The organism is Paenibacillus sp. BR1-192, from assembly GCF_029542445.1.
Lineage (GTDB): Bacteria > Bacillota > Bacilli > Paenibacillales > Paenibacillaceae > Paenibacillus_AQ > Paenibacillus_AQ lautus_A.
Genome location: NZ_CP120718.1, coordinates 6,127,413 through 6,147,828 on the forward strand (window position 1 = coordinate 6,127,413; position 20,416 = coordinate 6,147,828).

Here is a 20,416-nt window from a genome sequence, read left to right on the forward strand (position 1 = left end):
TTCGCAATTCCCCTCATAATATCCAATGTAAAAACAACACCGCCGCCCGTTATAGCTCAAAGGCGGCGGTGCTATCGTCACTGCTTACTTGTGAATCGTACCGTATACGTCTACGGCACGCTGCAGGAAATCTTCAATCTCCTCGCGCGATTTGCGGAGTTTGTTAACGTAGCGAACCAGCTCACGACCGTCAGAGTATGCAACAAAGCTAGGGATGCCCAGAATATTTTGCTGCTGACTCACGTCACCGACAGCATCGACGTCAACTTCCACCAGAGTCAATTGGTTGGAGAACTTCGTCTCAACCTCCGGCATGAATGGATCGATAAACTTGCAATCGCCGCACCAGTCCGCTTTAAATACGGCAACTGTCAGTCGTGGAGACTGGATTGCAACCTGAAATTCTGCTTCTGAAGTGATTTTTTCCATTAGTTATCTCCCCTTTACGTCGAATTCCTTCACCCCTAGTGAATCAAATTGTTGAGTGGAAGTCAAATTTTAGAGCATACTGACTGTATGAGGTTCACGGTCTGGAATTATCATCAGAAAGTGCAGGTGACAACCGGCATGCACTCGCACGGAGCCAAGGACAAACCAAATCGGGGCAGGGATTACGGGGCATGGACAGCCGCCATTCCGCAAGCCCTGGCAGAATCATGGTCGGGTATGATGGCAGCTTGGCGATATTCCTTAAAGCTTCGGATGAACAGGCATGAATTGCCGTGGGATCCTACAGCCGTCAGGGCCATTCGCAGGCAGCTCAAGAACATTCTCTCCTCCCATCCCTATCTGCCGCAGGGCATTTCTTCGTTTCTCCCTCTGCAAGAAGGTCACAGCGATATTCGCGGTCATGAGCCGGACCTGCAGCCAACGGATGAGGAGCAAGAGCTGGTTCATCGCATTCAGGAGGCCGCTGCCGCCGCCAACCGAAGCAACGTGACCCGAACCGAGGCCTATTTGGACTGTTACGAGTCGCATCCGGAGCTGCATTGGGCCTTGCTCGCCCATATGGTATCACGCAATGCCGGATGGAATATGAGCGATCTGAAGGGCGGGCTGATGTCGGATCTCATGGCCCCCCCATTCCAAAACCATCTGTACAGTTTCCTGGAGCGCTGCAATGCGCTGATTTTTCAGGATGCCTATCCGCAGATGCTTCTCTATATGCACAGTCGAAAAATACGAAAACCCTTATTTCATTTGCTCCCCCACTTCCATGTTTCATCGTTCATGACGCCGTTCTGGGAACGGTTCTGGTACGACCAAGGCAGTTCGCTGCTTACGGTCGCCCTCATCATTAATGAACAGAACTATATTGAGGGGCGGGTGGCAAGACATCCTTTTTACCGTCAGCATATTTTGCAGGATCCTCTCTTCCGGATGCATGAGCTAACCCGGTTGAATCAGATCGTATTTCCGCTGGGTCATAACCAACAGACAAGCACAGACTCTGCCGAAAATCCCGTATCCCCTACCCGGCCGCTGGCCGGACTCACCATCCCCAAGTTTGACGACCTGTCCATCCGGATCAAGGCAGGCCGCTCGCTGTACGCTTTACTGTTCGGTTACGAAGATATCTACCATGCCGTGCTGGCATTCGCTCGTTCCACCAAGCATCAGGGCTCGCGCGCTGAATATTGGCCGGCGTTATTTACGCCGACGCGGGATCAAGCCATGAATCACGGCCACGAGGGGCTTGAGCTTATCCAATCGGAATGGCTGCCGGACGGCCGTCGTCTGTATAGCCCCCGTCTCGAGGAGATCTGGCAGGATGAAACCCCGGAACCGATTCCCCGGTACGACTGGTATCAGGGCCACGCGATGTTTAAGCATATTCGCAAACCGAAACCGCCGATGCTGCCGGATATCACCCACGCCCATCGGGCCGTCCTGGAGAAAACCTCCATCGCCCATGACGTATCCGATCCGTTCCACCGGCAATAAAAGAAGACCATTCCGATACGGCCGGAATGGTCTCTTCTCTAACGGATGAATGAATAGACGTGCTGTCCTTGCATCATAGGTTTAGGTTTATCCCCGCTCCCGCATACGCGCAGGTTGCAGCCTCATCAGCGGACGGAATACCTTCTGCAAAGGACGCGGGTAACTGCTAAGCTCCGATTGCCGCAGTACGCCAAACACCACCAGCAGCACAAGATATATAATGACTACGGCTACGCCTACAACCAGGCAGGTCAGCAGAAATGCCAACCTTGCCGGCATGACATCGACCATCTGAATACCGGCCAGGTTCAGGCCGTAACCGATCCCCCCTGCGGCAGCAACCGTTAGTATGAAGCCCATCCAGCGTTTGCCCAGGATCGAGAAGGATACAATCGCCTTGATCGATCTGACGTTCAGTATCGTAATGACAAGGAAACAGAGAGCCGTGCTCCCGATGATGCCGTAAATGCCAAACAACGGAGCAAGCAGGAAGCTGGCAACAAGCTTGACCGCAATCCCGATCATCACGTGAACCATCGAGAGCTTAGCCTTGCCGATTCCAAGAAGAATGGAGTTCGTTGTCATCATCGTGATCTGAAAAATCGTACCGAATGTCAGGAACCCGATGATCCCGCTTCCGCCGAGGGAACTAAACAGCAATCCGTTGATGGAATAGGATGCAACGCAGAGCGCAATCACCATCGGCATACCCGTCAATATGGCAACGCGCATGGCCAGCGATACTTGCTGTTCCAAATGCTCCTGATCTTTCCTCGCAAAAGCAGCAGAGATGATCGGAATGAGCGAGGTGCTGAGGGCAATGGCTAGAATCGGCGGAATGCCCGCTACGCTTTGCGCCCGGTTTCCTAATACCGCGAGGGCTGCAGTAGCCTCTCCCAGACCAACCTGCCCGATTAACAGCGGCTTCACAATGGAGCTGTCAATGAAGTTGACCGCCGGAACAGCCAGGGAAGACAGCACTATCGGTATAGACAGCGTGAATATATCCCGGTATATCCCGCCAAGCGGAATCGAGCGGTCCGCCACCGGCATTTTGAGCTCACGATCGCTTCGGCGAAGCTTCACCGTAAAATACAGCATGACCGCAAATGCCCCGATACTGCCGAGGACGCCCCCTAAGGAAGCACCTGCCGCGATCCAGGTATCGTCATATCCCAAACGCAGCAGCACATAGGCCAAGCCGATCGCTGTCAGAACCCGCGCAATCTGCTCGATAATTTGCGATATGCCGCCAGCCGTCATATTATTGCGACCTTGGAAGTATCCTCGCATCATGGCGATGGCCGGAAACAGCAGCAGCGCCGGAGCGAGCGCTTGAATGGCAGCGGCGGCCTCCGGCTGCTTGGCTATATGAGTGGCATAAAAAGGAGCTCCGAGGTAAAGGAGCAGCGTCATGACAACGCCTGCTGCCCCGGCAAAAATAAGCGCAGCATGATAGACGCGCCGAGCCTCCGCAGGCTTGTTCAAAGCATGGCGCTCCGATACCATTTTACTGAGCGTGCTGGGAATGCCGGCCGTGGCTACCGTTAACAGCATCAAATATACGTTATTGGCGATCGTAAACGAGGCATCCCCGATATCATTCAGCATATGCTCCAGCGGCACCCGCTGAGCAAGGCCCAGGACCCGGGCTACCAGCGCAGCAGCGGCCAAGATGATGGTGCCTTTAATAAATGACTCTTTCTTAGACAAAACCGTACCCTTCTTTCTCCTCCAAAGCGCCTCTTACAGCGATTGCTATGCTCTATTAGAAAATCCAGATGAAGAAAATGATGATCATCGCAAGCTGCAATATAATCTTCACCACAATGCTGCTAAACAATCCAACAACCGATCCGAAGCCAACCTTCATGGATTTGCTTGCTCCCGAGCCTGCCAGCATTTCACCCAGAAATGCGCCGAGGAACGGTCCGATAATCAACCCGAAGGCCGGTATCACGAACGGTCCGATAATAAGTCCGATCGTGCTGCCCCAGATCGAGGCTTTGGAACCGCCGAGTTTCTTGACTCCCCAGGCATTAACCGCATAATCGGCAATGAAGAGCACCACCAGAATAATGGTCTGGATAATCCAGAACCATGCATTGTAATGCTCGAATGTAAAGAACCAGCCGTAAACGAACAACGCCAGGTAAATGGCGACAACCCCCGGCAGAATAGGGTATACCGCCCCGGCCATCCCAATGATAAACAGAGCGATGACGATAATCCAGCCCAATACGTCCATCAACATCTCACCCTTCGATCAAAATATGATCCCTGATGACTTCGACGATGCCGTCCTCATTGTTGCTGGAAACCACAAGATCCGCCTCATCCTTCACGGTCTGCTGGGCATTGCCCATGGCCACGCCGAGGCCGGCCTGCTGGATGACGGCCAGGTCGTTCAGGCTGTCTCCTACGGCTACAACCTCGGACATGCTGATACCGAGCAGCTCGCACACCTGTCCGATCCCGGTCGCTTTGTTGACGCCCTGCGGATTGATTTCCAGGTTATCCGGCGAAGAGTTCGTGATCTCCAGTCCGCCCATATCCTGCAGCCGCATCATGATATTGTGGCGTACCTCATGATCATTCGTGTTATATCCGAATTTCAGCCACTCCTGATTCGCGACATCGTCGGTCCAGTTCTCAGAGTTATACAACCTATCTACTGAATACGCCCAGAACCACGATCCGGTTTCAACCGCGAGTGCATGCATTTGTTCCACGAGCTTGCTGTCGAGCAGCGCGCGGCGATGCAATTCATACGGCGCACGCCATACTTCGCCGCCGTTCACCGTTACCATCGGCGTCGTCAGTTCAAGCTGCTTGGCATACGGATAAGCATCCTGAAACGGCCGGCCCGTCGAGAGGCAGACGTGAATGCCGTGCCGCACCGCCTCCTTGATCCACTTCACGGTTTCCTCGGATACTTCATGGTCGTCCTGAAGCAGCGTACCGTCCATATCCAGTGCCAACAACCGATATTTATGTTTCATGGTATTAACCCCCTTACGAATCAAAGCAAACATAACGACATTTTACCACAAAAGGCCGGGCGTCAAAACATTCCCCTGAATGAGCAGCCCCTCGATGCATGCCAAACCCGGTAAAACCCGGCCTGACGCAAGATTTCCTCGAGGGGGCTCGAACAAACGACAAGCCCCTTGAAATAAATAAGCAATGTAAAAGAAAGAATACTCGTTACGGTATGCTAGGATGAGTATGAAGACAACCCCGAAAGGAGTTATGCACCCCAATGACCAAGCTCAATCAGAAACCCGTCGTCACGGCAGAGATGTTGATTCGAAGACCCGTTTCAGAAGTTTTCGAGGCTTTCATCGACCCTGATATCACAACCAAGTTCTGGTTTACCAAAAGCAGCGGCAGACTTGAGAAGGGCCGGCATATCCGCTGGGATTGGGAAATGTATGGCGTGTTTGATGACTTGTATGTGCACGATATCGAGGAGAATCGCCGCATCGCCATCGAATCTTCCGATCAAACGAGGACCGAGTGGATATTCACCCCGCGGGGCGAACATGAGACCTTCGTTTCCATTACCCATTCCGGATTTACAGGAAATGATGATGAGATGTTGCATGGAGCCATTGATTCCATGGGAGGATACACCATGGTGCTCTGCGGCCTCAAAGCGCTGCTGGAGTTTGGCGTTGTTCTGAATCTCGTGGCGGACAAGGCCCCGGACGCCCATGTATGACAAAAAAACGGCAGCCAGCCCTGCAGGGCTATTGGCTGCCGTTTTGCTGTTGTCGATTATTCGTTCGCACTGCCGTCCTCATTCTCACCCTCGGTTTTTTTAGGGTGCGGCGTACCGTCCAGTCCGTAAATCTCGTCATAAGCGTCGAAAATTTTACGGGCAACCGGCGCGGCACTCTGGGAACCGAAGCCCCCTTCTGGTATTACTACAGCGACAGCGAGTTTTGGATTTTCCCGAGGAGCGAAGGCAATAAACACTCCATTTTCTCGTCTGTTTCTTCTACCGTTTGTATAAACATCCTGCTCGGATGTTCCTGTCTTTCTAGCAAAATCATATCCAAAACCATCAAATGCCCGAAGTCCCTGCGTATTCATGCCTGCAATGACTTCATTCCAGTACTGCTGCGGGAATTCCTCTTTATTCAATACTTCGCGTTTGAATTCCTTGATCACATTGCCGTCCTGATCCACAATCTTGCTGGCAAGCTGCGGACGGATGCGTTCTCCCCGATTGGCAAGCGTGCTGGCATACTGCGCCAATTGGAGCGTCGTATATTTGCCCGACTGTCCGAAGGAGGCGTACGCCATGGCAGCCAGATAACTTCCAGCCTGCTCGATGTTGGTATATTCGATGATGCCTTTATGCTCCTTCGGCAGACCGGATTCGGTAGAAACCCCAAGCCCGAATTTCTTCATGTATTCATCCCATTTTTTAACGGATTCGGAACCGTATTTGTTCCACAGCTTTTCCCCGACCCAATCAACCATAAAGGCATTGGAAGAATGCTCGATCGCTTTTCTTGCGTTCAGGGACCCGTAGGCTTTACCGCCGGAGTTCTGAACCCTTGAATTATCTTTACCAAAGAATGCAGCACCTGAATCAGGATAATAATCGTTCGGACCGAACAATTTTTCATTAAGTCCAATGAGTACACTTAGTGGCTTAACTGTTGAACCCAACAACACAACCGACTCCAGATTGTTGCCGGATCTGCCGGAGTTGTATGGAGAGATGGTCCCATTACCGTAATACTTCATGACGGTTTCCCAATCGTCGGTTCCATTCTCCCATACATTGGGGTCATAATCCGGCATGCTGGCCATGGCGACAATGTTGCCGGTATCCACCTCCATCGCTACCGCATAACCTGTAAGTGCCTCAGGATGTGTTTTCCCGGAAAACGGGTTGGTATGCAGCCATTTCAGCTGATCGATGATCGCCTGCTGCGTAGCTTTTTGGATATCCTTATGAATCGTCGTATGGATGTTGTAACCCTTCTCCGGGGCGATCATGGTCGGTACCCCGTCCGCCATGTTCTGCGGATTAATCGGAATGCCGATGTATCCGTTCTTGCCGCGCAGCTCATCCTGGAACATCATTTCGAGTCCGTCTACGCCGACCTTCTCCTGCTCCGTGTAGATGAGTCCCGGATCCTTTTGCTTTTTGTTCTGCTCATCAATCTCTTTATATTTATCCAGCGTCTTAATGCCGCGGAACTCTTTCAAATATCCGATCGTTTGAACGGCGATTTTGTCCGGGTTGTATTGACGCTGGCTTTCTTCAACAACCTCTAATCCAGGATAGTCGTTCTTATGCTCCATGAAATAAGCTACTTCTTTGTTTGAAAGATTCGCTTTGATGCGTCTCGGCTCATAACCCGGCTGCTTGTTAAATTCCAGGTCCATCGCTTTGATCACATCATCCACCGTCAACTTTTCTGCTTTTGGATCACCATACTGTTCGAAGACCTTGACCATTTCCTCGGCCAGCTTTTCGATCTCCGGACGGTTCTTCTTCCCTCGTTCGGATGAACTGTAATCCTTTAACAGCGTTAAATACAGGGCTTGGGAGGGTGTCGAGTAGGCAAGCGGCGTACCGGAAGCATCGATGATGCTGCCCCGAATCGGCTGAAGCGGGAAATTTTTAACCTGCCCGCCCGTTTCGAGCTCTTTCAGCTCCGGTCCTTCCACGAACTGCAGTATGGCAAGACGTATAATAATGACGCAGAATATAATAAACGTGCTGAAAAAAAATAGATTAACCCGCAAGTTAAACTGACTGCCGGCATCTCGTTCTTCTTGTTTGCGCTTGTCCGGCCTAAACCCTTTCACGTAAGCTTCTCCCCTTTATCCACAATCACATAAACCCATATTAACATAAACGCCCCCCCACTTCATCTGAAGGCCCATCGGATAGCAAGGGCGGACTTCCCTGCTAGAAAGCCGCCCCTGCCTATATCACTCTATTAAAATACCTGCTCTTTAATATGCGTCTCGTTGAAGCGCGGCGGATTAAACCAGTTGCCGCTCTGTGCCCAGGTCGGGTCAAGAGGGATCCAGCGCTTCTCTTCGCTCAAGTAGACTTCATTCCATGCGTGCGGACCATAACCGCCTTGTCCGTTATATCCCCTGCCGGTAACCACTCTGACCTTAAGATCCTGGGACCTCGCCATCATGGCATACAACCGGGCGTAATCAATGCATACTCCTAACCTCGTATCGTAGGTATCCTGCGGCGTCTGCTCTTTCCATATCCGCTGCTCTTCATACAGCGTCACTTTGTCGTGGTCATATGCGATCCGGCTGCCTACCCAATCATAAAGCTTTCGCGCTTTCTCTTCATCGGTTGACGCCCCCTTCACGACATGGGCAGCCGTCTGCTCGATGCCCTCGGGGATTTGATGGTCGATGACCTCGTACTTTCGCTGAATGATCCCATTCAGTTCTTCCTGAACCGACTGGGTAAACACCGGCAGCTTTTCCTTAACGAGAGAACCCGACAAAGGCTCGATCACAGCCCGCGCCCCCTGCTGATAAACCGGAGAAGCTTCAACGTACCGGCTGAAGCCGTGATCAGGATTCAGACTGACGAAGATGAATAAGATAGCAATCACAATAATGCTCCGCGCTGCGCCCATGACGACGCCGATTCCGGCACCGGTCAGCCGGCTCAGCAGCGATGCCGAGGTTTCTTTTTTGGTTCCGAAGAGTCCCAGCCCGCCTCCCATGATCAGGGAAACCAGCAGCCGCAGCATAAACACGATAACGGCATAACTCAGCATAAACAGGACCGCAAACCGAAGCAGCGGGAAATCCGCCAGCGATTTTACGGCCGTATAATAAATCTGCTCCCAGAAGCGCAGCTCCCGATTCGGTAAACCGGAGACCGTGCCCAGCCAATCGCCTGCCTTAGGCGACAGCCATAATGTAAAAGGAACGGAAATCGCAAGCCCGACCAGGCGAAGCACCGCGTCCCCCAGAAAAAAAACAAGCTTCCCGGCTGAGCGGGAGGCTCCGCGACTCCATCCCTGAATGAGTGAAAAAGCCACAATCAGCAGCAGCAAGATGGTGATTCCGTTCCCATCCAGCACACTTTCCTTCCATGCCGACATCAAACGGTATCCCCTCCTATCCCATGATGTCTTGTCAACGGACGTAAGCTTGATCGCATCAAGAACATGCTGCCAGCTTACATCCGCATCCGATTGCGTTCGTCAATTTGTTGTTATTTCGATGCCGAATTGCTCTTGGCATCATCGATAAAGCTCTGAATCGTATCGTTGATGTCCCACTTCCCTACCGAAACACCGCGGAAGGTGACTTCCACTTCTTTCGAACCGGCGCTTCCATTCAACTCCAGATTGGGCGCTTTAATGGAGTACGTACCGTCTCCATTCGAGGTATATTGTGCTTCCCTCGCTTCCTTCATCATCATGTTCAGCGCTTCTTTTTTTATCGTATCCACCGTCTCTTCCTTGACCGTGGTTACAACCTCGCCGATTTTGTCCAGGGAAATTCCGCTGTACACCAGCAATCCCCCGATGATGAGCACGGCAAGTGCCCACTTAATGACGGTTCTCACCACATTCAGCACGATAAACAAGATGATTAAGGCGATGGCGATGACCAGCCAATTTTGTTTAAGAAATTCAATCCAGACCTGAGTATCCAATTCGTTTTCACTCCCGTCAATCGTTTCAAAAGCGGCGGTTTATGGCCGTCTTGTTAATTATACATGATACCCCGCAAAGCTGTCAGCCAACCGGGTCTTTTTCACAAAAAGGTCTAAGCTTGACCTTTCGTACGTACAAGTAGTAGTACCATATCAACTTTAGCCGGATAGGAGGGTGCCATATTGAAAACCGCTTTATGGCTCTATATGTTTTTGTTTCTGGCGTTTTTTGATTTGCATGCTCAGTATCCTGTACTGACGCCCTTTGCCATTTCACTTGGAGCAGCCCCTACGTTTATCGGCTGGATGATGGGCATTTATGCTCTAACCCATCTGCCCGGCAACCTGCTTGCGGGCAGTCTGATCGATCGTCACGGCAGCAGACGCTACATTATTTTCAGCCTAACCGCCGCCGGTATCATTCTGCTTCTTCAGGCCCATGTCCAATTGCCCTGGCAGCTGCTCGTGCTCCGCTCGATCAGCGGCTTCGTGCTGGCCTTTCTGTCACCGGCCTGCCTAGCGCTGCTGGCGTCGCTCTCCCGGGATCCCGTTACGCAGGGCAAATATATGTCCGGTCATGGCGTGATCCACACCCTTGCCTCTGTCTTGTCGCCGGCTGCAGGAGCTTTCATCGTCGCCAATGCGGGATTTTCCGGCACATTCCAGAGTCTGGGCTGGCTTTTGATTTTCACGGGCTTGATGGCGTTTCTCAGTCTCCCGAAGCCGATGTCGGCCGCTGCTAAACATATGGATCAGCAGGCTGAACCGATCAATAACGAGAAGCCGGCACGGCTTCCGTTTAGCTTGCGCTTATATTTGATTCCTTTTGCGATTGCTTGCTCTCAGGGAATCCTGTTCTTTGAAATACCGCTTCGGGAAAGCGGGCTGGCAAGCATTATGTCCACCGGGCTTCTCTTCTCCGTCATTAGCCTTGGAGCCCTGGTCACGCTAAGCATGCTGTTCCTCAACCGTTATGCGCCTCATATCAGGGTAACCATCGGCGTATTCGGGCTGGCCATATGCTTCTACGCCCTCGCGGCAGCAGACCATGTACCGATTATGATTATCCTGTTTACGCTCGGACTTGCCAAAGGCTTGCTATTCCCGGCTTTATCCTCTTTGTTCATTCAGCTCAGCGGCGGAGGCAGGCTTGGCAAAGTGTTCTCATTTCAGTCCATCGCCATGTCGCTGGGATCCTTTGTCGGCCCGATCGCGGCTGGACAGCTGCGCACGGTGGTATCCCCTTATTTTGTTGCGTTTCTCATGCTGATGACGGTTCTGCTGCTCCTACCCAAACGCAATCGTGAGGCACCTTTGACAGCCATCTCGCCCGAAACCCCAATCTCAACCGTCTGATGAATTTGTCCCAAGTTAAGAACAGCGCCCAAATCAACGCGGATGGGCCAATACACAGTCCATATGGGTAAACCCACATAAGATACAGTGTGGCAAATGACCACGAACATTTAACCAAGGGGTGAAGTAATCATGAGTCATGTTCATCATAAACATTGCCATGGGGGCCATGGAAATTCTGTAGGAATGATTCTTGTATTGTACATTCTGCTCGTCATCATTCTGAGCTGTTTCTAACTAGAATACATGGATTTACCTTATTGCGGCCATCCACTGGATGGTCGTTTATTATGCCTCCTTTTGCATGATCGGCAGAAAACAAGTTACACTATACCTACATCATTCGACGGCAGATCAACATTTCCCGGGGAATGCTGCCAAGGATCTCCGTATCATGACAGAGGTGAAAAAAAGATGCCGATATTTCTCATTGTAGAGGGCAAGAACGACCGGAGCCGGCTGCGTCGGCTGCTGACTACGGATATAACCATCCTGTGCACTTTCGGAACGTTAAACACCGCCAAGCTTGAGAGTCTGCATAAACAGGTGAAGGATCAAGAGGTGTACCTTTTTATGGATAACGACAGCTCCGGAAAAAAAATTCGCGGGGCTCTGCGCGACGTCTTTCCTGATGCCGAACAAATCTATACCCGCCGGGGATATGCCGGCGTTGAAGGAACTCCCGACGAATACTTGATTGCCCAGCTGGAGAAGGCAGGGCTGGAGGAATTCATCATCTACCCGCCCCCTGACGTATTCTGATGAACTGCGTCTATTGTCAAGGATCACAAGAGCATCTTGAATGGCTTCAATTTTCGCTATTTAAATAAAAAAGGCGTCCTCCATCTTTAACGATAGAGCGCGCCTTTTGGTTTTACCTGCAATTTATTCCTTAATCAAAGCCTTGATGTCCTTCACGATATCCTCGGTCTTCACTTCGGATGGATCCGCAGCATTATAGGTCTTCCGGATATTATTGTCCCGGTCCACCAAGGCAATGGAATTGCCATGCGTGAAATTCGTCGAGTTGTTGCCCAGCAGCGGAATTTTGAAAGACTCCTGCATCAGCTTCCGCGTTTCCTCCTGGTCTCCACGAAGGAAGTACCAGCCGCTGTAATCGGCATAGAACCGGTCTCCGAACTCCTTAATCTTCTCTTTCGTATCGGTCTCCGGATCAAAGGAGATGGACACAAAGTTAACTTCTTTACCGAATAAACCTTCTTGTTTCAAGTCCTCCTGGATCTGAGACAGAACCAGCGTCGTAATCGGGCACACATCCGGGCAGCTGGTGAAATAGAAGTACATAAGCTTCACCTTGCCTTTGGTATCCTCCGACGTGATCGTTTTCCCATCTACATTCTCCATGGAATAGGCAGCAACCTCACGAACGATCGGAAACTTCTCTTTTCCGAATCCAAGCGAGTTGTATACCAGGTAGATGGCTGCTATTACGCATATAGCGAGCAGTACCCAAGTCCATTTGTAACGTTTGAATGCATTCATGACCTTCCCCGTTCTCCCTTCGTCTCAGGCAATCCCTGTTCTATCAGGTTTTGGTGTATCGCTAAAAGCCCAGCCACCTGTTAAAAGGTGGTATTGAGTATGAGAACGATCAGGCTCAAGGTCAAGTAGTTGATGGAGATAATGAATACTTTTTTGGACCAAGCTTCATCGTCCTTGGCACGGAAACCTTGGAGTGCGGCGTAGAGCCACCAAATAGCCAGAAGGAGTCCGATGACCAGAAAGAATATACCGGCATATCCGTAGGCGTACATCAGGATGGGAATCGGTATGAGAAGCACCAGGTAAGGAATCATCTGATACTTCGTGCGTTTAATTCCTTTGACAACCGGCAGCAAAGGGAATCCCGCTGCACGGTATTCTTCCACCCGGCGAATGCCCAGCGCCCAGAAATGCGGCGGCTGCCAGAGAAACAGCAGGGCGAAGAGCAGGACGGCTGCCATATCTACGCTTCCGGTCACGGCCACATAGCCGATTACCGGAGGCATGGCACCGGAGATCGCTCCGACCGACGTGCTCCATGTAGAAGAACGTTTAAGCCAGAGAGTGTACACCACAACGTAAACGAACATTCCGACGGCTCCGAATAGGCCTGCCAGCACGCCTGAGAACAAGAACAGGACGGCTAGTCCCACGACCCCCAGAATGACGGCATACCAAAGAACAACCTTGGGTGTCAAACGCCCGGTTGGAAGGGAGCGATTCCGGGTACGCTCCATCTTCATGTCGAGCTCCCGGTCGAAATAGTTATTGAAAACACAGGACGAAGCCATGACAAGCACAGTTCCGAGAAGTGTCATAATCATCAATCCAAATTGGATATCCCAACGCGATGCCAGCCAAAATCCGGCAAAAGCCGCTATCAAATTTGACCGGATGATTCCGGGTTTCGTCACCGTGATAAAATCTTTCCAAGTCCCCGCCTTATCGGGAGGTGCAGGCGCTGCCGAGGCCAGTGCTGCGGATTCTGAAGGAGCCTGGTATCTCAAGTGATTATCCACGTGTTAACGTTCCTCCTTGTATCTGTCGTTATGGAGGAAGTACTGCCTCCGCTATAAAGTTTATCATATCATTAGTAAAAAGTGTTTAGCAATCCTTCGGAATTCATTCCATCTATATGACAATTCAGTGACATTTGGAAGGGATATCACCTTGACGTTTCGCCGTTGTTTAAGGCACAATTTGTCTATGTAGCAGGATGCCTGTCGGGCCCCTGATATGAATACAAAGCCCGGAGCGCTGACATAGCGCTCCGGGCTTCCATACTCACGTTATGAGAGAGAGATTACAGCGTGCGGCCAGACCCCGAAAGAGCCTGTTCAGCTTGCTGTACCAAACGTTTAGTAATGTATCCGCCCAGGGATCCTGTTTCACGGGAAGTATAGTTACCATAGTAACCGTCCTGAGGAATCGTTACGCCTAGTTCTTGAGCAGCCTCGAGTTTCAAACGTTGTAATGCTGCAGTAGCTTGAGGTACAACCAAATTGTTGCTGCGACGTGCCATATTAAAAATCTCCCTTCACTGAATGTCTGTTATTCCAGTGCAAGCTTGCAAACTTATTATGGCTCCTTCTTGCAACGTTATACGTATTTTAAAAATTTTAATCTTTGGAGGTTTTTTTCATAATGAGTAAAGGCTTATCCCTATGGTTTGCGGTCTCTTCCATCGTCCTGTTGACCGCCTCCGCCATATCCATCAGCTACAACGGATTTCTGGCCGTCGGTCTGGCGCTGCTCTCCATCCTCAACATAGGCTGGGGATTCATTATTAAATCCAAGCGCAAGCCTTCCTAGAAAACCCTCGTTTATTTAGGAGCCAGAAATCCCATCTTGTCCTTCACGCCATCGAGTATTTGGGCAGCGGTCTTCTGCGCCTGCTCGGCTCCTTTGGCGAGAATGTCATGAATTTCACCGGTTTGGCGAATTTCGTGGTATCTGTTCTGAAGCGGCTCCAGAGCGGCTACGACAACTTCGCCAAGCTCCTTCTTGAATGCCCCGTACATCTTTCCTTCGAAACGAGACTGCACTTCCTGCAAAGACACCCCAGCACACTCCGAATAGATGCTCATCAGATTGCTCACCTCAGGCTTAGCGGAAGGATCATACACCACTTCGGCTCCGGAGTCGGTTGTAGCCCGGCTGATTTTCTTGCGAATTTGATCCGGCGTATCCAGCATCGCGATATAACTGCCCTCAACCGGATTGCTCTTGCTCATCTTTTTGGAAGCGTCGTCCAGCGACATGATGCGCGCACCGACTTCAGGGATGAACGGCTCCGGAATATTGAAATACGGACCGAACCGATGATTGAAGCGTGCAGCCAAATCGCGCGTGATTTCCAGATGCTGCTTCTGGTCGTCTCCCACCGGCACAAGATTTGCATTATACAGCAAAATGTCTGCGGCCATGAGCGCAGGATAAACGAACAAGCCGGCCCCAACCGATTCCTTGCCTTCCGATTTGTCCTTGAACTGGGTCATCCGTTCCAACTCGCCCATATTCACCAGGGTGGTCATGATCCATCCCAGCTCGGCGTGTTGAGGAACATGGGACTGCAAAAAGATATTGGCGCGGTTCGGGTCGATTCCGGCGGCAACGTACAGGGCCGCGACCGATTCCGAGCGATCCCGCAGCGAGCTAGGCTCCTGCGGTACCGTTATTGCGTGCAGATCGACCACCATAAAATAACAGTCATGCTCGTTTTGCAGCTTCACAAAATTTTTAATGGCTCCGATGTAGTTGCCGAGCGTTAGATTACCGCTTGGCTGAATTCCCGATAATACGGTTTTCATGACTAGCCCTCCATTTATTTATATTGTCATTTAATCCAAGTCTGCCCCGTCCTGCGGGAGCATATAGAACGCAAAAAAGCCTCACATCCGCAAGGGACGTGAGACCGTGGTGCCACCCTTATTCGCTGCAAGCATCATCCTACGCAGGCTGCAGCCTTCCATTCTTGTAACGGAGAATACCCGGCCGGCATATTAAGGAATAACAGCATTATCCCGTTCAGCCCGGCACTCGAAGGGCCATTCAGCAAAGCGGATCCGCCGGTTCGCATCAACCACCGGCTTTCTGAAGGATGGGCCGCACCTGCTTACTTGTCCTTGTCATCGTGTTTCAATCATAATGGATCACTATTACATGCAATGATAAAACTCTTGCTCTGCCTTGTCAATTCCAATTTGGAATCAAGATGTACGGGCCTATTTGAAGCATTTCTTTTACCCTTTCCGCAAAAATCTGTTATGATGTGGTTAATCGTCCAGACCATGATTTCTGTTAGTAAAGGAGCATCGATATGAATCAAGTGACCAAAGGCCAGTGGAATGGTTACGACACCTATATTTTAAACAGCGGCCGTCTTGAAGTGACTCTCCTTCCTCGTCTAGGTAATAACGTCATTGGGATTAAAGACAATGAAAACTCACGCGAAATCCTCCGAAAACCAGATGAAAGCGAGCTTGCATTCTATCTACAGAAGCCTTACCACTTCGGCATTCCGATGCTCATACCGCCAGGCCGGATTTCCAAGGGCCATTTCGAATATGGCGGAACGTCGTATCAATTTGACCAAAATACCGCGAACGACAATCATATCCACGGCCTCCACCGATCACAGGCTTGGTGTGTCAGCGACATAGAGGAGGAGGATGACGGCTGCGCCGTTTCGACCGAGTTCATCTCAACGGATGATCCGAAATGGATTGCCCAATTTCCTGTGCCGCTGAAGCTGGAGATGACCTTCCGTCTTCAGGGGACACGCTTAACGCAGAGCCTTCGCGTAACGAATCTTGGCGCTAGCCCCGTTCCGTTCGGCATGGGTTACCATACGTGGTTCCTGCTGGACGGCGAACCGCATCGCTGGACGCTGGATCTGCCAGTTGAAGGCATTTATACTTTGAATAACGAACTGATCCCGACCGGCGATCTTTCACCTCTCGGCCATTTGGAACAACTGAATTCGGGACTAAACCTGAAGGATGCCGACCTGGATACGATATTAAAGAACCCTGAGGGCAAACCTGCCGAGGCCTTGCTGAAGCGGGACGATGGTTACCAAATTCATTATTCGGCAGACCGTGCCTTCTTCAAGCATTGGGTGCTCTATACCAAAGGTGTTGCCGAGCAGTTCCTCTGCATCGAACCGTACACCTGGCTTCCTAACGCACCCAATTTGAATCTCCCGAACGAAGAAACCGGGCTGATTCATTTGGAACCGGGACAGACCGTGAATCTGACGACCAAGATCAGCATTCAGAATACGTCACCGGAGGCAGAGCAAGCATAAGACAGTGTCTCCATTGACACATAACATCCTCATATACTTAACTTTTCAGCAAGAGCAGCCCTTTGAATAACAAAGGGCTGCTTTTATTTGATCTATGAACAATGCCTACGGGTAATTTTACCAGCAGACGATCTGCCTCCTGCACGAATGAGATCCCTATCAATCAGGTCATAATATCCTCATACAACACCAAAGGAGGTGACATGACATGGCTCAAGGTCGTTCTTCTAACAATCTTGTCGTACCTCAAGCAACTGCAGCTCTTCAACAATTGAAGATGGAAGCTGCTCAAGAACTGGGCGTAACGATTCCACAAGACGGTTACTATGGAAACTATACTTCCCGTGAAACCGGTTCTTTGGGAGGTTACATCACCAAACGTCTGGTACAATTGGCTGAGCAGCAATTATCGGGTCGTTCGAACCTGTAATTAGCATCTCTTCCCTCCAGCCGTAAATAGAAAGAGGCGATCTTCTCCCCAAAGATCGCCTCTTTCGTTATATGTTCTATATAATAAATGATTTCAGGATTCCGAAGCAGCTTCGGCATATGTATTACGAGGGTACCGTATCATCAAGTTGGCCATGTTATAGTTGGATTCAAGCACAGCATCCACAACGACGATGCCTTGTCGTACCATAAATTCATAACTGATTTCGCCATGTGTCCAATGGCGTTTATGTTTCAGACTTTCAAGCGCCATCGAACGAAAAGAGAATTGTTGAGCCTCACTTAGCCCCTCCTCTTGCGGAGCTATGATCCCGTTACGCCCAGACAATGGATTATGCCGTATGCCAAATTTACCAATTACATTGTTTCGTATTTGTACAAAAACCGTCCCCGAGCTTAGACCTCCCAACTCTTCTTCCAGCTCTTTAAACACGATGTCCAGCTGCCTAGCCAGTGATAATTGATCTAGTTTTACCATCCCTTCTCCCCTCCTTTATTAGTAAATCTTCCCTATTATTAGGGCTTATGACTCATTATAGGGGATAGAAATCATTGGATCAACAATATTCAACACATTTGGGTATTTATTACTAAAATTGCACAAATATTTTAGTTTTCCGCTCCTTTATTGCGTCAACTTTCTTTCTTTTACGACAAAAAAAGAAGCCCCGAAGGAGCTTCTTTCGAATATGGGAGTAAATCTGCATTTGGAGATCAAACGCCATAACAGGAACTGCATTTTTAACTGTTTTTTCGAGGATAACCAACAATTTATGCTAAATGCTCTGTCATTTGCAAGAACTGCTTAATATCGCTTACGCAGGAGTCCGCCGCGCTTTGCCAGAAGTCGCGCTGGGTCAGATCCACGTTCAGATGTTTCTTTGCCAGGTTCTCCACGGACATTACGCCTGTGTCTCGAAGCAAAGCATCATATTTGTCCGCAAAGGTCGGACCTTCTTCCAATGCCCGAACATAGAGGCCCGTACTGAACATATAACCGAAGGTATACGGGAAGTTATAGAACGGGGTGCCCGTGATATAGAAATGAAGCTTGGATGCCCAGAAATGCGGGTGGTACGATGTCAGGGCATCACAGTATGCTTCCTTCTGTGCCTCCACCATCAAATCGGAGATCTCCTCGCTGCTCAGCAGACCGTTCTTCCGCTTGTCATAGAAGCGGGTTTCGAACAAGAAACGTGCATGAATGTTCATAAAGAAGGCCACGCTGTTCTGAATTTTCTCTTCCAACAGAGCCAGCTTCTCCTCTTCGCTGCCTGCCCCCTTCACCATCGCATCAAAAACAATCATCTCGGCGAAGGTGGATGCCGTCTCGGCGACATTCATCGCATACTTTTGGTTAAGCACCGGAATTCCGCCCATCAGATGCTGATGATAGGCATGGCCCAGCTCATGAGCCAGGGTCGAGACGTTCGAGGCCGTTCCGCCAAACGTCATGAAAATCCGCGTCTGGCCGCTTGCCGGGAAGGAGGTACAGAAACCGCCAGGTCGCTTCCCGGGGCGGTCCTCGACCTCAATCCAGCTCTTGTCGAACGCCATCTGCGAAAAATCAGCCAATCTCGGGCTAAACTTACGGAATTGCTCCACGATGTTAACAGCGGCATCGTCATACGAGATCTTGGTTGCCGAAGTACGGAGCGGAGCATCCACATCGGTCCAGGACAACCCGTCCAGACCGAGCAGCTTCGCTTTGCGGTTCAGGTACTCCACAAGCACCGACTTCGTATCCTGGATGACGGCCCACATCGTGTCCAACGTCTCGCGGCTCATCCGGCCGATCGCCAGCGGTTCTTTCAAGACATCGTTCCAGCCGCGGTTCTCGTACAGTTTCAGGCGGTAGCCGGATAGATGGTTCAAGGTATCCGCGCAGTAATCAGCGGAATCTCCCCAAGCCTTCTCCCACTTCTCAAACATGGATTGGCGCACTTCCCGGCGCGGATCATGCATTTTATTGAACGCTTGCCCTGCCGACAGCATGACCGTCTCTCCGTCTTCCTCATACGGAATTTGGATTTTCTTCACGATGGTGTCGTAGAACTCCCCCCATCCGTGATAACCGTCTACCCCCAGCGACAGAGCAAGGCTTTCCAGCTCGGGACTCATCTTATCCTTCGCGAGATTGCGGCTTTCGTTCAATACGAATTCCAGCTCGGACACCTTATCCGTACCGGTCCATGCGGTCCAGAGCTCATCGTTCATTCCGCGAAGCACGTTATCGAACTGGTTCTTCACCGACTGCAGGGCCGCCGACAGCGTAGTGACCCGCCCGGACAATTGAACCGCCTTCTTGTCATTCACGTTCTGTGCGGTCAGGCAGCCCACGAAGGCAGAAACCTCGCGGATCCTTGCATAGGCGCTCTGGAACTGCTCAAGGAAGAGCTCCAGGCTGGACGCGCTCTCGATGGTCTCTGGAACAGCCAATGCCTTGACGTCTTGCTGAAGTTGATGTACATCCTGCTCCAAAGCCTCAATAAAGCTCCCGAGCTGCGGCGAGGAGGAGCCTCCTGGAAATATCGATTCCAAATCCCAAGTTTGTTGAAGTGCCATCGAACATTCATCACCTTTCGAGATAAAATATGAATTCAAACGGAATACCATTTGTGTGGACTTAGGGAAAAGTGTATAACTATATATAACTAAAATACTGTTTACCTCTTGATCAAACAAATTACTGCTGGAGGAGCTAGAAGCCATGAGACCTTTGCAAATTTCACCGGAGACGGCGGTTACACTGTCCAAGCAGCTGGGCGTTCCGCTGGAACAGCTGATGCATATGCCTCAGCATATATTAATGCAGAAGATTGCCGAGCTTGCCAAGAATGAGGAAGCGAAAGCAACCCCGAAAGACGATGAGTCCCATTCATCGGAGAACTCATGATTCCTTTTTCGAATACGTGGCCTTATGATGTCGTTGGCAACGACGTATATGTACACAGCTGCCCCTTCTGCGGGACCGACAATGTTTTGCTTCCCATGAAGCCTAAGGAGCTTGTAAGCGTTAGGGAAGGGAAAAAGAAGCTGCTCATCTTCCCCTGCTGCCACAACAAAGTTACCGTGCTGGACAGCGACATCGACTATTTGCTCACGGATCAGCGATTGCGCTGACTCTATCTTAAAGCGAGCCATTGCTGCAAATTGCAAATCAACAGCCTGCTGGCCCA

22 protein-coding genes and 1 other annotated feature are annotated in these 20,416 nt (G+C 50.6%); of the genes, 9 read left to right on the forward strand and 13 right to left on the reverse strand.

Annotation, left to right across the window (positions count from 1 at the left end; all coding sequences use genetic code 11):
* Nucleotides 1-84 precede the first annotated feature (84 nt).
* Nucleotides 85-429 carry a thioredoxin family protein gene (locus tag P0X86_RS28095; RefSeq protein WP_009592843.1) on the reverse strand — a complete coding sequence of 115 codons (345 nt, stop codon included), beginning with the start codon at nt 427-429 and terminating at the stop codon, nt 85-87.
* An 87-nt stretch (nt 430-516) separates the two neighbouring features.
* Here P0X86_RS28095 and P0X86_RS28100 point away from each other — a divergent pair, with 87 nt between their 5' ends.
* Entirely contained in the window at nt 517-1,944 is a 1,428-nt protein-coding gene (locus P0X86_RS28100) for a DUF2515 family protein (protein ID WP_277747036.1), read from the forward strand.
* Nucleotides 1,945-2,031: 87 nt separating this feature from the next.
* Here the strand turns inward: P0X86_RS28100 and P0X86_RS28105 are convergent, their stop codons facing one another.
* The 3 genes from P0X86_RS28105 to P0X86_RS28115 are packed head-to-tail and all read right to left on the reverse strand — an operon-like array spanning nt 2,032 to nt 4,946.
* Entirely contained in the window at nt 2,032-3,657 is a 1,626-nt protein-coding gene (locus P0X86_RS28105) for a putative polysaccharide biosynthesis protein (protein WP_277747037.1), read from the reverse strand.
* A gap of 55 nt (nt 3,658-3,712) precedes the next feature.
* Nucleotides 3,713-4,192, reverse strand: a complete 480-nt coding sequence (locus tag P0X86_RS28110) for a DUF456 domain-containing protein (protein ID WP_096776714.1) — start codon at nt 4,190-4,192, stop codon at nt 3,713-3,715.
* Between the two features lie 7 nt (nt 4,193-4,199).
* Nucleotides 4,200-4,946 carry a Cof-type HAD-IIB family hydrolase gene (locus P0X86_RS28115; RefSeq protein ID WP_015737425.1) on the reverse strand — a complete coding sequence of 249 codons (747 nt, stop codon included), beginning with the start codon at nt 4,944-4,946 and terminating at the stop codon, nt 4,200-4,202.
* A gap of 260 nt (nt 4,947-5,206) precedes the next feature.
* On the opposite strand from P0X86_RS28115, the gene P0X86_RS28120 reads away from it, so the two are divergent.
* Nucleotides 5,207-5,668, forward strand: a complete 462-nt coding sequence (locus P0X86_RS28120; RefSeq protein ID WP_096776648.1) for an SRPBCC family protein — start codon at nt 5,207-5,209, stop codon at nt 5,666-5,668.
* A gap of 56 nt (nt 5,669-5,724) precedes the next feature.
* Here P0X86_RS28120 and P0X86_RS28125 read toward each other — a convergent pair whose 3' ends face one another.
* The 3 genes from P0X86_RS28125 to P0X86_RS28135 form a co-directional block, all read right to left on the reverse strand.
* A complete protein-coding gene (locus P0X86_RS28125; RefSeq protein ID WP_277747038.1) occupies nt 5,725-7,779 on the reverse strand; it encodes a peptidoglycan D,D-transpeptidase FtsI family protein in 2,055 nt (684 codons plus the stop codon).
* Nucleotides 7,780-7,913: 134 nt separating this feature from the next.
* Nucleotides 7,914-9,062 (reverse strand): transglutaminase domain-containing protein, encoded by a 1,149-nt coding sequence (locus P0X86_RS28130; protein WP_213579766.1) that lies wholly within the window; start codon nt 9,060-9,062, stop codon nt 7,914-7,916.
* A 110-nt stretch (nt 9,063-9,172) separates the two neighbouring features.
* Nucleotides 9,173-9,619, reverse strand: a complete 447-nt coding sequence (locus P0X86_RS28135; protein ID WP_277747039.1) for a hypothetical protein — start codon at nt 9,617-9,619, stop codon at nt 9,173-9,175.
* Nucleotides 9,620-9,802: 183 nt separating this feature from the next.
* Here P0X86_RS28135 and P0X86_RS28140 point away from each other — a divergent pair, with 183 nt between their 5' ends.
* Both P0X86_RS28140 and P0X86_RS28145 read left to right on the forward strand, forming a co-directional pair.
* Nucleotides 9,803-10,975, forward strand: a complete 1,173-nt coding sequence (locus P0X86_RS28140; RefSeq protein ID WP_096776652.1) for an MFS transporter — start codon at nt 9,803-9,805, stop codon at nt 10,973-10,975.
* A gap of 414 nt (nt 10,976-11,389) precedes the next feature.
* Nucleotides 11,390-11,737, forward strand: coding sequence for a toprim domain-containing protein (locus P0X86_RS28145; RefSeq protein ID WP_096776653.1), 348 nt, complete (start codon nt 11,390-11,392; stop codon nt 11,735-11,737).
* Nucleotides 11,738-11,860: 123 nt separating this feature from the next.
* On the opposite strand, the gene P0X86_RS28150 is transcribed toward P0X86_RS28145, so the two are convergent.
* The 3 genes from P0X86_RS28150 to P0X86_RS28160 form a co-directional block, all read right to left on the reverse strand.
* On the reverse strand, nt 11,861-12,478 hold the full coding sequence (locus tag P0X86_RS28150) for an SCO family protein (RefSeq protein ID WP_192570587.1): 618 nt from the start codon (nt 12,476-12,478) through the stop codon (nt 11,861-11,863).
* An 80-nt stretch (nt 12,479-12,558) separates the two neighbouring features.
* Nucleotides 12,559-13,497 (reverse strand): heme o synthase, encoded by a 939-nt coding sequence (gene cyoE / locus P0X86_RS28155; protein WP_009592896.1) that lies wholly within the window; start codon nt 13,495-13,497, stop codon nt 12,559-12,561.
* Between the two features lie 284 nt (nt 13,498-13,781).
* Nucleotides 13,782-14,000 carry an alpha/beta-type small acid-soluble spore protein gene (locus P0X86_RS28160; protein ID WP_015737431.1) on the reverse strand — a complete coding sequence of 73 codons (219 nt, stop codon included), beginning with the start codon at nt 13,998-14,000 and terminating at the stop codon, nt 13,782-13,784.
* A 122-nt stretch (nt 14,001-14,122) separates the two neighbouring features.
* Between P0X86_RS28160 and P0X86_RS28165 the strand changes: the two genes are divergently transcribed.
* Nucleotides 14,123-14,290, forward strand: a complete 168-nt coding sequence (locus P0X86_RS28165; RefSeq protein ID WP_009592873.1) for a hypothetical protein — start codon at nt 14,123-14,125, stop codon at nt 14,288-14,290.
* A gap of 11 nt (nt 14,291-14,301) precedes the next feature.
* Here P0X86_RS28165 and trpS read toward each other — a convergent pair whose 3' ends face one another.
* Nucleotides 14,302-15,288: a tryptophan--tRNA ligase gene (gene trpS, locus P0X86_RS28170; protein WP_015737432.1), complete on the reverse strand. Its 987-nt coding sequence runs from the start codon at nt 15,286-15,288 to the stop codon at nt 14,302-14,304.
* A gap of 89 nt (nt 15,289-15,377) precedes the next feature.
* Nucleotides 15,378-15,619, reverse strand: a binding site (T-box leader).
* A 178-nt stretch (nt 15,620-15,797) separates the two neighbouring features.
* Between trpS and P0X86_RS28175 the strand changes: the two genes are divergently transcribed.
* Nucleotides 15,798-16,787 carry an aldose 1-epimerase gene (locus tag P0X86_RS28175; protein ID WP_277747040.1) on the forward strand — a complete coding sequence of 330 codons (990 nt, stop codon included), beginning with the start codon at nt 15,798-15,800 and terminating at the stop codon, nt 16,785-16,787.
* Nucleotides 16,788-16,995: 208 nt separating this feature from the next.
* A complete protein-coding gene (locus tag P0X86_RS28180; protein ID WP_006212633.1) occupies nt 16,996-17,217 on the forward strand; it encodes an alpha/beta-type small acid-soluble spore protein in 222 nt (73 codons plus the stop codon).
* A 93-nt stretch (nt 17,218-17,310) separates the two neighbouring features.
* Here the strand turns inward: P0X86_RS28180 and P0X86_RS28185 are convergent, their stop codons facing one another.
* Both P0X86_RS28185 and P0X86_RS28190 read right to left on the reverse strand, forming a co-directional pair.
* The gene (locus P0X86_RS28185) at nt 17,311-17,715 is read right to left on the reverse strand and encodes a hypothetical protein (RefSeq protein WP_009591435.1); all 405 of its coding nucleotides are present in this window, start codon (nt 17,713-17,715) and stop codon (nt 17,311-17,313) included.
* Nucleotides 17,716-18,008: 293 nt separating this feature from the next.
* The gene (locus P0X86_RS28190; protein ID WP_096776656.1) at nt 18,009-19,802 is read right to left on the reverse strand and encodes a M3 family oligoendopeptidase; all 1,794 of its coding nucleotides are present in this window, start codon (nt 19,800-19,802) and stop codon (nt 18,009-18,011) included.
* Between the two features lie 145 nt (nt 19,803-19,947).
* Between P0X86_RS28190 and P0X86_RS28195 the strand changes: the two genes are divergently transcribed.
* Nucleotides 19,948-20,133 (forward strand): YycC family protein, encoded by a 186-nt coding sequence (locus tag P0X86_RS28195; protein WP_015737435.1) that lies wholly within the window; start codon nt 19,948-19,950, stop codon nt 20,131-20,133.
* Entirely contained in the window at nt 20,130-20,360 is a 231-nt protein-coding gene (locus tag P0X86_RS28200; RefSeq protein ID WP_009591425.1) for a hypothetical protein, read from the forward strand. The genes P0X86_RS28195 and P0X86_RS28200 overlap by 4 nt, the downstream gene beginning before the upstream one ends.
* Nucleotides 20,361-20,416 lie beyond the last annotated feature (56 nt).

Bases quoted from the DNA above. Each gene is read 5' to 3' on its own strand.
- P0X86_RS28100 (WP_277747036.1), top strand. From the start codon at position 517: ATGAGGTTCACGGTCTGGAATTATCATCAGAAAGTGCAGGTGACAACC.
- P0X86_RS28175 (WP_277747040.1), top strand. From the start codon at position 15,798: ATGAATCAAGTGACCAAAGGCCAGTGGAATGGTTACGACACCTATATT.
- P0X86_RS28180 (WP_006212633.1), top strand. From the start codon at position 16,996: ATGGCTCAAGGTCGTTCTTCTAACAATCTTGTCGTACCTCAAGCAACT.
- P0X86_RS28165 (WP_009592873.1), top strand. From the start codon at position 14,123: ATGAGTAAAGGCTTATCCCTATGGTTTGCGGTCTCTTCCATCGTCCTG.
- P0X86_RS28120 (WP_096776648.1), top strand. From the start codon at position 5,207: ATGACCAAGCTCAATCAGAAACCCGTCGTCACGGCAGAGATGTTGATT.
- P0X86_RS28115 (WP_015737425.1), bottom strand. From the start codon at position 4,946: ATGAAACATAAATATCGGTTGTTGGCACTGGATATGGACGGTACGCTG.
- P0X86_RS28190 (WP_096776656.1), bottom strand. From the start codon at position 19,802: ATGGCACTTCAACAAACTTGGGATTTGGAATCGATATTTCCAGGAGGC.
- P0X86_RS28160 (WP_015737431.1), bottom strand. From the start codon at position 14,000: ATGGCACGTCGCAGCAACAATTTGGTTGTACCTCAAGCTACTGCAGCA.
- trpS (WP_015737432.1), bottom strand. From the start codon at position 15,288: ATGAAAACCGTATTATCGGGAATTCAGCCAAGCGGTAATCTAACGCTC.
- P0X86_RS28195 (WP_015737435.1), top strand. From the start codon at position 19,948: ATGAGACCTTTGCAAATTTCACCGGAGACGGCGGTTACACTGTCCAAG.
- P0X86_RS28200 (WP_009591425.1), top strand. From the start codon at position 20,130: ATGATTCCTTTTTCGAATACGTGGCCTTATGATGTCGTTGGCAACGAC.
- P0X86_RS28150 (WP_192570587.1), bottom strand. From the start codon at position 12,478: ATGAATGCATTCAAACGTTACAAATGGACTTGGGTACTGCTCGCTATA.
- P0X86_RS28095 (WP_009592843.1), bottom strand. From the start codon at position 429: ATGGAAAAAATCACTTCAGAAGCAGAATTTCAGGTTGCAATCCAGTCT.
- P0X86_RS28185 (WP_009591435.1), bottom strand. From the start codon at position 17,715: ATGGTAAAACTAGATCAATTATCACTGGCTAGGCAGCTGGACATCGTG.
- P0X86_RS28110 (WP_096776714.1), bottom strand. From the start codon at position 4,192: ATGGACGTATTGGGCTGGATTATCGTCATCGCTCTGTTTATCATTGGG.
- P0X86_RS28145 (WP_096776653.1), top strand. From the start codon at position 11,390: ATGCCGATATTTCTCATTGTAGAGGGCAAGAACGACCGGAGCCGGCTG.